This is a genomic window from Neisseria sicca VK64 (assembly GCF_000260655.1).
Lineage (GTDB): Bacteria > Pseudomonadota > Gammaproteobacteria > Burkholderiales > Neisseriaceae > Neisseria > Neisseria sicca_B.
Genome location: NZ_AJMT01000005.1, coordinates 1 through 12,785 on the forward strand (window position 1 = coordinate 1; position 12,785 = coordinate 12,785).

At 48.9% G+C, this 12,785-nt stretch carries 9 protein-coding genes; 7 read left to right on the forward strand and 2 right to left on the reverse strand.

Annotation, left to right across the window (positions count from 1 at the left end; genetic code table 11):
* The 6 genes from msbA to fabG all read left to right on the forward strand — a co-directional run.
* On the forward strand, nucleotides 1-1,664 hold a 1,664-nt coding region (gene msbA, locus HMPREF1051_RS00255; RefSeq protein ID WP_003762670.1), incomplete at its 5' end, for a lipid A export permease/ATP-binding protein MsbA.
* 112 nt (nucleotides 1,665-1,776) lie between these two features.
* Nucleotides 1,777-5,496: a glycosyltransferase gene (locus HMPREF1051_RS00260; protein WP_003762676.1), complete on the forward strand. Its 3,720-nt coding sequence runs from the start codon at nucleotides 1,777-1,779 to the stop codon at nucleotides 5,494-5,496.
* A 142-nt stretch (nucleotides 5,497-5,638) separates the two neighbouring features.
* On the forward strand, nucleotides 5,639-6,643 hold the full coding sequence (locus tag HMPREF1051_RS00265; protein ID WP_003762678.1) for a hypothetical protein: 1,005 nt from the start codon (nucleotides 5,639-5,641) through the stop codon (nucleotides 6,641-6,643).
* 117 nt (nucleotides 6,644-6,760) lie between these two features.
* Nucleotides 6,761-7,825 carry a hypothetical protein gene (locus tag HMPREF1051_RS00270; RefSeq protein WP_003762685.1) on the forward strand — a complete coding sequence of 355 codons (1,065 nt, stop codon included), beginning with the start codon at nucleotides 6,761-6,763 and terminating at the stop codon, nucleotides 7,823-7,825.
* 579 nt (nucleotides 7,826-8,404) lie between these two features.
* The gene (locus HMPREF1051_RS00275; RefSeq protein ID WP_231286230.1) at nucleotides 8,405-9,211 is read left to right on the forward strand and encodes a hypothetical protein; all 807 of its coding nucleotides are present in this window, start codon (nucleotides 8,405-8,407) and stop codon (nucleotides 9,209-9,211) included.
* Between the two features lie 128 nt (nucleotides 9,212-9,339).
* Nucleotides 9,340-10,086 (forward strand): 3-oxoacyl-ACP reductase FabG, encoded by a 747-nt coding sequence (gene fabG, locus HMPREF1051_RS00280; RefSeq protein ID WP_003756594.1) that lies wholly within the window; start codon nucleotides 9,340-9,342, stop codon nucleotides 10,084-10,086.
* Nucleotides 10,087-10,343: 257 nt separating this feature from the next.
* On the opposite strand, the gene ispH is transcribed toward fabG, so the two are convergent.
* Both ispH and lspA read right to left on the reverse strand, forming a co-directional pair.
* Nucleotides 10,344-11,312, reverse strand: a complete 969-nt coding sequence (gene ispH / locus HMPREF1051_RS00285; RefSeq protein ID WP_003762667.1) for a 4-hydroxy-3-methylbut-2-enyl diphosphate reductase — start codon at nucleotides 11,310-11,312, stop codon at nucleotides 10,344-10,346.
* 26 nt (nucleotides 11,313-11,338) lie between these two features.
* Nucleotides 11,339-11,857 carry a signal peptidase II gene (gene lspA / locus HMPREF1051_RS00290; protein WP_003762674.1) on the reverse strand — a complete coding sequence of 173 codons (519 nt, stop codon included), beginning with the start codon at nucleotides 11,855-11,857 and terminating at the stop codon, nucleotides 11,339-11,341.
* A 252-nt stretch (nucleotides 11,858-12,109) separates the two neighbouring features.
* Here lspA and HMPREF1051_RS00295 point away from each other — a divergent pair, with 252 nt between their 5' ends.
* On the forward strand, nucleotides 12,110-12,481 hold the full coding sequence (locus HMPREF1051_RS00295) for a hypothetical protein (RefSeq protein ID WP_003762680.1): 372 nt from the start codon (nucleotides 12,110-12,112) through the stop codon (nucleotides 12,479-12,481).
* Nucleotides 12,482-12,785: the final 304 nt, after the last annotated feature.

Consider the following 12,785-nt stretch of genomic DNA (forward strand, 5'->3'; position numbering starts at 1 on the left):
CTTCTGCGCCGCCCGAACTCAATACCGCAGGCGGCATCATCGCTACGCTGCAAAACTGGAAAGACCAATTTACCTACCTGATTTGGGGTACGCCCTATAAAGTCTGGGTCGTGCCGGTATTTTTTATCTTTTTGGTCATCATTCGAGGCATCAGCCGCTTCGTCAGCACATATCTCTTGACTTGGGTTTCCGTCATGGCAATCAGCCATCTGCGCCGCGATATGTTTGCCAAGATGCTGCAACTCTCTTCCAAATTCCATCAGGAAACCCCTTCCGGCACAGTTTTGATGAACATGGTGCAAATGGCGGAATCATCCATCAGCAACGCCAGTAATGTCTTTATCGTTTTGACTCGCGATACCATGATTGTCATTGGTTTGGTCTGCGTCCTGCTGTATTTGAACTGGCAGCTCAGCCTGATTGTCGCCCTGATGTTTCCGTTGCTGTCTTTACTGTCCCGTTATTACCGCAACCGTCTGAAAGACATTATTGCCAGCGCGCAGCAAAGTATCGGTACGCTCAATAACGTCGTTAACGAAGTCCACCAAGGACACCGCGTGGTCAAACTCTTCGGCGGTCAGAAGAAAGCGTCCGAACGTTTTGCCGAAGTCAATGACACCATTGTCCGTCTTGGTAAAAAAATCACACAAGCCAGCGCGGCGCGTTCTCCGTTCAGCGAGTTGATTGCGTCGTTTGCTTTGGCTGTCGTCATCTTTATCGCCCTTTGGCAGAGTCAGCAAGGCTATACCACCATCGGCGAATTTATGGCATTTATCGTTGCCATGTTGCAAATGCTCGGTCCGATCAAAAACTTGGCGAACATCAGCATCCCCATGCAGACCATGTTTATCGCTTCGGATGCGGTTTGTCAGTTCCTTGATACCGAGCCTGAACAAGACAAGGGTACCAAACATCTGAAAAACGTTTCAGGTCGTCTGAAATTCGAAAACGTCGATGTCCGCTACCACGAAGACGGTAAAAAAGCCTTGGACGGCTTCAATCTTGACATCCGCCAAGGTGAACGCGTTGCTTTGGTCGGTCGCTCAGGCAGCGGCAAATCCACCGTCGTCAACCTGCTTCCGCGTTTTGTTGAGCCAAGTTCCGGCGCGGTTTATTTAGATGATGTGAATATCGAAGACATCAAACTCGACAATCTGCGCTCCCAATTCGCCCTTGTTTCCCAAGATGTTTTCCTGTTTGACGATACTCTTTTGGAAAACGTCCGTTACAGCCGTCCCGATGCCACTGAAGAAGAAGTATTGGCAGCCCTCAAAGCCGCGAATTTGAAAGACTTGGTTGAAAGTTCGCCATACGGCTTGAACCAACCGATAGGCGCAAACGGCAATCAGCTCTCCGGCGGTCAGCGTCAACGCGTCGCCATTGCCCGCGCCATTTTGAAAGATGCCCCCATCCTGCTTTTGGACGAAGCCACCAGCGCGCTGGACAACGAATCCGAACGCCTCGTCCAACAAGCCCTCGAGCGCCTGATGGAAAACCGCACCAGCATCATCGTCGCCCACCGCCTGACCACCGTCGAACAAGCCGACCGCATCATCGTTATGGATGAAGGCCATATTGTCGAACAAGGCACACACAGCGAGCTGATGGCTCAAAACGGCTATTACTCCATGTTGCGCAATATGCCGAAGCAGGCAGCAGGTTGATTTTCAGACGACCTGTCGGTCAGTTGAAGGACGATTTGCCTAAGAGGTCGTCTGAAAACACCGAGCCGAAAAACAAGGAAGGCTGCCGAACAGACAGAAAGGAACTATCCGCATGAATCATCAAGCCCAGTCCCCCACCGTCTCCGTGATGATCCCTTACTACAACTGTAAGGAATACATTGTAGAAACCATCCAGTCCGTCCTTAGCCAAAGCCATCAGAATTTTGAAATCATCATTGTTGACGACGGCTCCGACCCGGAACACGCCGATTATTTGAGGGAGTTTCTGGCGGACAAGCCCGCAATACGTTACGCCGTACAAAACAATCAAGGCGTTGCCGCCGCCCGAAACCATGCGGCGCGGCTGGCGGGGGGCAAATACTTCCTGTTTCTCGATTCAGACGACCTCATCCTGCCGGATTACATCGAAAAATGCGTTACGGTTTTGGAAAACAATCCCGACTGTAAGTTGGTGTATCCGTTGGCGGAATATTTCGATGCGCAAGAAGGCTTATGGAATCTGCCGGATTATGACGGTTTGGAAAGCCTGTTGATGGGTAACCGTTTCCCTTCATCTGTCTCCATGCACCGCGCCGAAGATTTTGCCGCCTTGGGTGGATTTGATGAAAACCTGACGACACACGAAGACTGGGATTTTTGGATACGCCTCTTAAGCAACGGAGGAACCGTTATCCGTATTCCGGAAGTATTGTTCCGCTACCGCAAACGCCGTGACGGGTCATCACTGATTAACCGCTTGGAGCAAAATCCTGATTTAAACCGCGAAGACTGGCAAAAAGTTTACGAGAAAAACCGCGCGCTGTTTATGCAACATCATTTGGGATATTCCGACTGTATTCAAAAAATATCCTTACTAGAACAACAAATCCAATCTTTATCCGAATTAAACCTTCAATTGCGAGAAGACAATACCAATATGCAAAATCAAAACCAAGAATTGCAGCATGTAATGGCAAAACTGCTGCAACAAACCGAACTGTCTGCCAAGCAGACCGAGTCTCTGCAACAGCAAATCGACATGTTGATGCAGTTGATGGTGCGCAGCCAGGCAGCAGAAGAGCAATCGAAAGAACAAGAAAAACAAATCGAATTGCTGAAAAAACAAATCGATACCTTGCAGCAGGAAAAACAGTCGCTCGAACACACCATCCATACCTTGAATGAAAACAGACAATCGTTCGAGCAAACCATACACGGACTCAATGAAAACCGTGCTTTATTGGAGCAGCACATCCGTCAGGAAAGCCAACGATTGGCAAAATACAAAGGGTTGTGGACGGTTAAGGTATTCAAGCCGTTCGTTAAAACCGAACAGGCTATCAGCTCTGCCAACCGCTACCGCAAAGGCTTCCGTCTTTTGGTGCGTGAGAAGGGCAGTATCGGCAAGGCATATCAGTTTTTACGCCGCCATTACAAGCAAACCCATTCGATTAAAAGCGTGAAACAGCTTTTAAAAACAGTCGGTTCTTCGCCTGTTGTTGCACAGGAAGTTCTCGGTGTTCAGGCAGACCCGATTCCGCAAACGTTTATCCAGCGGCTGACCAAACACGCTGCCGACACGCTTGCGCCTAAAGTTGCCATCATTGCCGAACTCAGTATTCCGCAATGCAAAAAATACCGCGTTATCCAAAAGCAGGAAATGCTTGAGGAGCTGGGTATTCCTTGTTCCGTAACTTCATGGACGGACAGCAACGAAGCCAAGAAACAGATTTCTTTGGCAAGTTTGGTGATTTTCTACCGCGTTCCCGGTTTTGACAGCGTAATGGATTTAATTGCGGAATGCCGTCGTCTGAACATCAAAACATTATGGGATGTCGATGATTTGATTTTTGACGAAGATGTCCTGAAAACCAGCAGCACAATCAACTCGCTTGAACCGGCAGAAAGAGAAGGCGTGATTAACGGCGCAAAACTTTACCGTCAAGCCATGTTGGCGTGCGACGAAGGTATCGCTTCGACTTCCGGGCTGGCAAAAGCCATGAAGGAAGCAGGTTTGGAAACCGTTTATGTGGTTGAAAACGCGTTGGATGATGAAACGCTGGCAGCGGCACGCAGCATTGAGGGTCGTCTGAAAAAACAAGAAGACGGTTTGATTCGGATTATTTACGGTTCTGGCACCAAAACGCACAACATCGACTTCTTGGAAGCCGCTCCCGCACTTGCCAACATATTGAAAGAAAATCCGAATGTCAGGTTCAGAATCATCGGATATTTGGAGCTGCCCGAATATTTCGATGAAGTACAAAGCCAAATCGAGCGCATCCCATTTTGCAACTATACGGAATACCTGACTTATTTGTCCGAATGCGACATCAGCATCGCGCCTTTGGAAAACTTCGTTTTCAACGATGCCAAGAGCAACATCAAATACCTTGAAGCATCGATTACCAAAGTGGCGTCCGTATGTTCGCCAAGGGCGGCTTTCGCCGATGTGATTGTCAACGGTGAAAACGGCTTTCTGGCAGACAACGAACAGCAATGGCATGAAGCGTTCGACACCCTGATTCAAAATCCCGAGTTGCGCGACAGTATGGCGCAGGCGGCATACCGTACGGTAACGGAAACATACAGCCCGCAAGCCATCGGCAGCACGCAGCTTGCACCTGCCGTCCGTTTTGAATCTGCCGCAAAAGGGAAAACCAAAGTCTTATCGTTTAACGTTTACTATCATCCGCAATCGTTTGGCGGAGCGACCATCGTTGCCGAGCAACTGAACAAACTGCTTGCCGATGAAGAAGCCTACGAAATATATGCGGTAACGACTTTGCCGATGAAGAGCTGGCTGCCGCCGTACAGCGTCATCCGTTACGAATACGGCAAAGTGACCGTGTTCGGCGTTGCCGTTCCTTCAGAAGATGCAGCCGCCCACGAAAACCCGCGTTTTGATGAGGCCGTCAAAGACATCATCAAACTCGTACAGCCCGACATCGCCCATATCCACTGCATTCAAAGCATGGGTGTCGGTATGGTCGATATTTGTCGGGAAGCTGGTGTCAAAACCCTCGTTACCCTGCATGACGCATGGTGGATTTGTCCGAACCAGTTCATGCTTGACGAAAATGAAGTCTTCCGCGAGCAATGGAATACCGAAGACGAACGGAGCAAAACCATAGCCCGCGCTTTGTCGAAAATCGATATGTTGCTTGCGCCCAGTAAATATTTCGCCGAGCTGCATGAAAGAACTTTGGGCAGGAACGTCCTCGTCAACAAAAACGGCGTTACCCGCCCCTTGGGTCAAATACCTAAACGGAAAAAAGACGTTATCCGCTTCGGCTATGTCGGCGGAAAAACCAAAATCAAAGGCGTTCATCTGATTTTAGAAGCCTTCAGGAAACACCGTTTCCCCAATACCGAACTGGTTGTCGTGGACAATATGCTCAATGTCGGCGCACGTTCATTCTTTGACAGCGATTTCGACGGTGTGGAACGCTTCCGCATCGAACCTGCTTACAGCCAAGACACCATCGACTATTTCTTCTCGGAAATCGATGTTTTGCTGTTCCCGACCCAATGGAAAGAAAGTTTCGGCTTGACGGTCAGGGAAGCAGTGTTGCGTGATGTTTGGGTAATCGCCACGGATGCTGGCGGTGTGTCCGAAGACATTATCGACGGCGAAAACGGCACGGTCATTCCGTTTGACAGCGGCGTGGAAGAATTGAGCCGCGCCATTGCCGAAGTTTGCGAACGCTATCAAGCGATGGACGATGGCGCAGTCATTGAATTGCCGAAAAGCCATATTCGGACTTTTGCGGAACAAAAAGACGAATTGGCAGGCCTATATCAAGAAATACTGTCGAACCAAGCAGATTGATGTTTTCAGACGACCCTTTCGATGGCAGCAAAGGGTCGTCTGAAAATGACAGCGAATGAATTTAAATCCGTACAGCGTTGTGCCGCCAAGCCAATATCCAATGAGTTGAAGTAGCTAAGATTAACCGTACCCCACCCGAATCATGAACAAAACCATCATCCTTGCCGTACCCTATATGTACGAACTCGACAAGTGCATCGAAAAAAACCTGCGTTTTTTGGGGTTCGACGTCGTCAACCTTTGTTACGACGACAGGGATTCTTTTTATCCCAATATGGCGAGCAGGGTGAAAAACCTATATTACAAATATATTGCCAAAGACGGCGACTACAAAAAGGTTTTGAAATATAGCCGTTATCGGGATGACATTGCGCGCAAGCTGGGTTCGTTAAACGGCAAAAAAGCGGATTACGCCTTGTGTATCCGTGCCAACATTTATCCTAAAGAAATCATTGCTGCCATTCGTGCGCACAGTGAAATATGCGTCAATTACCAATGGGACGGCATCGGGAGATTCCCCGATATCTTGGAATATTTGGACTATTTTGACCAATGCTGGGTTTTCGACCCGCAAGATATTAAGCAATATCCGGAGTGCGGATTCAAAGCCACGACCAACTTCTACTTCGATTTGCCTGTCCCAGAACTGCCGTCAAACGACAGCCTCTACTTCCTCGGCGGCTACGAATTGAGGAGGGAAGGGCAGACCAAGCATTTCATCAGCGAAGCGGAACGCCTCGGGTTGCCTTTGGATTTCCATATTTATTGCAAAGACGACCGCGCCGAAAAAGCCTTCGGCACAAAAGGCATCACATATCTCGACCGCAGCAGCATCCTTAGTTTTGAAAACAATTTAAGCAAGGTACAAAGCTGCGGGGCAGTGGTCGATTTTGCCCAGTTTGACCATTACGGTTTGTCGTTCCGCATTTTCGATGCCCTGCGATTCGATAAAAAACTAATTACGACCAACCAAAGCATACGGGATACCGACCTTTATCATCCTGACAATGTGTTTTTATGGGATGGCGGCAGCTTGGATGAATTGCCTGATTTCTTGGCGCGTCCGTATCAGCCGGTCAGTCCGGATATCAAAGAAAAATATTCGTTTACCCAATGGCTCAACCGTATGCTCGGTATCGGCAATTAATGAAGGCGAACCTGTGCCGTAGCCGTTTTAAGAATTTCATCATTGCCTGATTGTATAGTGGTTTAAAGTTAATCCACTATATTTTCAGACGACCCTTCCTCTTTACCGTACGAGATTATGAAAAAGAAAACCGTTATCCTGGCTATGCCGGAGCTGTTTAAAATCCACGAGCTCATCATTGAGAATCTGGAAAAATGCGGCTTCGACGTACTGTCCCTGACTTACGAAGAAAAAGAATTCAAATACAAAAGCATCTTCCAACGTATGCAGAAAATCTGGTATCGCAACGTCCTCGGACGAATGGATTTCAAGAAACGGGTGATGTTCCGTTTGGTGGAAGAGCGGCTGGAAGCGTTGTTGGAACAATATCCCGAGCAGGCGGATTATTGTTTCATGATTTGGCTGGGCGCGTATCCGAAAGAGTTTATTTCCAAGCTGCGCAACCACGCCAAACTGATGGTCTATTACAACTGGGAAGCGCTGACTTTTTTGAAAGAAGATTTTGAAAATATCGAATTTTTCGACAAATTTTATTTCTTCGATCCGTTTGATCAAAACAAGCTGCCCGAATACGACCATGTATTGCATCCGACCACAAGTTTCTATTTCGACAGCTTCACGCCGTCTGAAAAAACCGAAAACAAAATCCTCTTTATCGGATCATACGCAGAAGACCGCAACAGTGACATCCGCGCCTTCTGCGACGCCGCACGCGCCATCGGTTTGGATATCGACTTCCGTCTGGCAAGCAAGAAAATCGCCGAAGAGCAAGCCGCACTGGGCATCCCTGAAGTACAGTTCTTCTCGTTTGCCAACGCGTTGTCTTACCGCCAGAATTTAGAAGAAGCCGCCAAATCTTCCGTATTGGTCGACTTCCTCAACCGCAAGCATTACGGCTTGTCTTTGCGGATTTTTGAGGCCATTGGTTTGGATAAAAAACTGATTACCACCAATCCGACCATCGTGCATTACGATTTTTACCATCCCGACAATATGTTCTACTGGGACGGCAGCAATCTCGACGAACTCAAAGACTTCCTGACCCGACCGTTCGTCCCCATCGCGCCGGAATTGAAACGCAAATACAGCTTCAGCAACTGGATAAACTGCGCATTCGATATCGAGCCGAACATACCGATCGGGCTGCCGCATATCGACAGGGATGCCATTCAACAGATATAGCGGAGAAGCAGATTTGCGGGATAGGCGGTACAAATAAAAGGGAAAATATTCACTGAGTGCCTCAGCACTTTCAAAGTCTATTCACAATAAACGATGTTTTGCGGACGCCGACTGTTCAAACACAGGCGGTTTGTCCGTTAAAAGACATCTTTCACATCGAGAATGTACGGTTTGCCGTACCTTCTCCCGCTTGCCGTTTCCCAAATCTGAAACCTATCCTGTTTTCAAAGGTCAGTTTGAACAGGGCAACAAGATATTTATTCATCTGTATAACAATAATAAGTTGATGATTTTAAAATCAATAGGAGGACACACACCATGTCTCGGAAACCTATTATCCTATTAGGCATGTACCAAGTTAACGACATTTATAAATTGCTTATCCAAAATTTAGAAAAACAAGGATTTCAAGTTGTCGATATCAGCTACAACCATATCGCGCCCCCTTTCAAATATTCGTCTTTAAAAATGAGGCTGGGGGCATTCTGGTGTAAAAAAGTCCTGAAGCAGAAAAAGAAAAAAGAAATTTTGAGGAAAAAAGCCCGGCTTCGGCATTTCACGAAAATTTATCAAGAAATGATGGAGAAAATAAAGACATACGAGTATTTTGATTACGCATTGTTTTTAAACGGACAAATCTATCCGAAGTATCTGCTGGAACAGGTCAAGCGAAAAACCGAAAAGCTGATGGTGGCCTACCAATGGGACGGGTTGGACAGATTTCCCAAAATATGGGAGAGCATCGATATTTTCGACAAAGTGTATGCCTTCGACCCTGAAGACAACCGGAAATATCGCGATAAAGTCATTCCCGCCGCCAATTTTTATTTTGAAGTAGACCAACCAACCGATACCGACAACCGCTACGATTTTTATTTTCTGGGATCGCATGTTCCCGATCTTGGCAGGGACAAAGCCATTTCGACTTTTTCCGAATATGCCGAAAAGAAAGGCTGGAAAATCGATTTCACGATATTCCATGTCAACGACGGCAGTTTGAACGAACATTCCGATGTTTATCCCGACAGTATCAAAGCGACGGCAGAGCCGCTCACGTTCGAGGACAACATCAAACGCGAAATGCAAAGCCGCGTCTTGCTGGATTTTAAAGCGGCGGTGCATACGGGTTTATCGTTTCGGACAATCGAGTCGGTCGGCTATCGGAAAAAGCTCATTACCACCAATGCCGAAGTTGCCAAATACGATTTTTATCATCCCGACAATATCTATATTTGGGACGGTAAAACCTTTGACGGCATGGAAGCGTTTCTCGACAAACCCTATTGCGAGCTGCCGCCCGAAATCTACCAAAAATACAGCTTCGACAACTGGTTGAGATACATATTGGATCTGCCTCCGTATCAAGAAATCACGTTACCCGAGTAAGCCTCTTCGAGGTCGTCTGAAGGCCTTTGATGTTTTCAGACGACCTCAAAAATTAGATTCATCACACTATTTATGCTATAAGGTCGTCTGAAATCAACAGACTCCATTCCCAAAACAAGGAAGTAAACATGAGCACACAAGATTTAAGCGGCAAAGTCGCATTGGTAACAGGCGCATCGCGCGGTATCGGCGCAGCGATTGCCGACACGTTGGCGGCGGCAGGTGCCAAAGTCATCGGTACGGCAACCAGCGAAAGCGGCGCGGCAGCGATTAGCGAGCGTCTGGCGCAATGGGGCGGCGAAGGCCGTGCATTGAATTCCGCCGAACCCGAAACCATCGAAAACCTGATCGCCGACATCGAGAAAGAATTCGGCAAGCTGGATATTCTGGTCAACAACGCCGGCATCACCCGCGACAACCTCTTGATGCGTATGAAAGAAGAAGAGTGGGACGACATCATGCAGGTCAACCTCAAATCCGTGTTCCGCGCCTCTAAAGCCGTCTTGCGCGGCATGATGAAGCAACGCGCCGGCCGCATCATCAACATCACATCCGTCGTCGGCGTGATGGGCAATGCCGGTCAAACCAACTATGCCGCGGCAAAAGCAGGCTTGATCGGTTTCTCCAAATCCATGGCGCGCGAAGTCGGCAGCCGCGGCATTACCGTCAACTGCGTCGCCCCAGGCTTTATCGACACCGATATGACCCGCGCCCTGCCTGAAGAAACCCGAAAAACCTTCGAAGCGCAAACTTCGCTGGGCAAATTCGGCGAAGCGCAGGACATTGCCGATGCGGTATTGTTCCTCGCTTCCGACCAAGCAAAATACATCACCGGTCAAACGCTGCACGTCAACGGCGGCATGCTGATGCCTTGATTCGGCTTGGGAAATATAGTGGATTAACTTTAAACCAGTACGGCGTTGCCTCGCCTTAGCTCAAAGAGAACGATTCTCTAAGGTGCTGAAGCACCAAGTGAATCGGTTCCGTACTATCTGTACTGTCTGCGGCTTCGTCGCCTTGTCCTGATTTAAATTTAATCCACTATAAAGAAGGTCGTCTGAAAACCTTGAAACTCGGTTTTCAGACGACCTTTTTGTTTTGCCGCTTGGATGAAAAGGCTGGAATAAGCAGTTTAACCTTTGTTGAGGATTTGTTTGTTTTCGCCTTCGCGCCGCAGTTCTTTGGGGAGGACGAAGACGATGCTTTCTTCCGCACCTTCGCCTTCGCGTATGGTTTCGTGTCCCCATTGCTGTATGGTTTGCAGGACTTCTCTGACCAAAACTTCGGGGGCGGACGCGCCTGCGGTTACGCCGACTTTGTGTTTGCCTTCGAACCATTCGCGTTGCAGGTAGCCGGCGTTGTCGACCATGTAGGCATCGACGCCGCGTTGGGCGGCAACTTCGCGCAGGCGGTTGCTGTTGGAAGAGTTGGGCGAGCCGACGACGATGACGATGTCGCATTCTTCCGCCAATTCTTTGACGGCGGTTTGACGGTTGGTCGTGGCGTAGCAGATGTCTTCTTTATGCGGGTTGCGAATGTTGGGAAAACGGGCGTTCAGCGCGGCGATGATGTCTTTGGTTTCATCGACGGAGAGGGTGGTTTGGCTGACGTAGGCGAGTTTGTCGGGGTTTTTGACTTGCAGTCCGGCAACGTCTTCAACGGTTTCGACCAGCAGCATTCTGCCGGGCGGAAGCTGTCCCATGGTGCCTTCGACTTCGACGTGGCCTTTGTGTCCGATCATGATGATTTCGCAGTCTTGCGCGTCGAGGCGGGCGACTTCTTTGTGGACTTTGGTCACGAGCGGGCAGGTGGCATCGAATACGCGGAACCCGCGTTCGGCGGCTTCCTGTTGTACGGCTTTGGAGACGCCGTGTGCCGAGTAAATCAGGATGGCGTCTTTGGGTACGTCGGCTAGGTCTTCGATAAAGATTGCGCCTTTTTCGCGCAGGTTGTCCACGACGAATTTGTTGTGGACGACTTCGTGGCGGACGTAAACCGGTGCGCCGAATTCTTCCAGTGCGCGCTCGACGATGCTGATGGCGCGGTCAACGCCGGCGCAGAAGCCGCGCGGGTTGGCGAGGATGATGGTTTTTTGGGTCATGTGTATGGTCCGGATTTCAGACGACCTTAAGGGTTGTCGGTTGCTGGTTCGTCGGTCGGTTTGGGTTGTTTTTTGTGGAACAGTCCGTCCAAAACCAATAAAACGGCACCGACGCAGATAAAGCTGTCGGCAACGTTAAACGCGGGATAATACCAATCCTTCCAGTAAAACAGTAAGAAATCAACCACATGACCGTGAATCAAGCGGTCGATGACGTTACCGAGCGCACCGCCGATAATCATGGCGGCGCCGATTTTGCCCGAAAGGCGGAATTCGTCGCGCAGGATGGCGCGGGCGAGATAGGCGCTGATGACGAGTGCCAGCCCTAAGAAAAAGAATTTCTGCCAGCCGCCTTGGTCGGCAAGGAAACTGAACGCCGCGCCGGGGTTGTAGGCAAGGGTCAGGTCGAAGAAAGAGGGGATAATATTGAGGCGCTCGCCTTCTTGGAAGTGGGCGAGGATTTCCCATTTGGTCAGTTGGTCAAGCGCGATGCCGGTCAGCGCAATCAGCAGGTAGGCGGTTTTTTTGGAAAGGGAGGAAGACATTTGGTTGAAGCTGCCTGAATAAAAACAAAGCGGCTATTTTACCCGAAAGCGCAAAAGCCGTGTTTCAAAAGGTCGTCTGAAAACCTTTTATTACAGGCAAGGCGCAGGGTTTTGCAGGGTTATCGCAAAACCGCGTAAACGCTTCTTGCAAAAACACTGTCATACGTAAAACAAGGTTTATTTGCTTGATAGGGTGTTGCCTTGCCGATAACATGGCGGCGTTTTTATATGCCTTCCCCGAAAGGATACAGTATGGCTAAAACAAAATCTTTATTGGCAACCGGCATTTTGGCGCTTTTCTCCGCCACAGCTTTCGCCGCCCCGCTTCCTGCCGAGATTTACCTTCCCGCAGGCGCGCATACGGTTAAAGCCGACCGTCAGGGCAACGGCGAATTCGAATACGAAGCCGAGCTGCCCGCACGCGGCAACCCGATTCCGTCTTTGGCGAAAAAAGTCATCGCCCACGCGCGCAGCAAAGGTTTTCAAGTGGTCGAATCTGAAATCAAACACGACGATGCCGATTTGAAATTCAAACGCGGCAGACAAGAATTGGACGTGTCCATCGAAAACAAAGGACACGGCCGCATCGAATACAAAGCTGATTTAGACTTGGACAAGCGCTAAATCGATAAATACCGGAAAGGTCGTCTGAAAAGAGGTTTCAGACGACCTTTTTGTTTGGTTGGACAAACAGAACCAAACGGTAGAGCAGGGCATTTACTGTGGTTTAGGTCAAAGCCGAATCATGCCGTATCGGTTTATTTGCCACCGCAATATTTTGTTTTACTGTAAAACACGGTAAAATCCGCGCTCAAAACAATATAGTGGATTAACTAAATCAGGACAAGGTGACGAAGCCGCAGACAGTACAGATAGTACGGCAAGGCGAGGCAACGCCGTACTGGTTTAAAGTTAATCCACTATATAA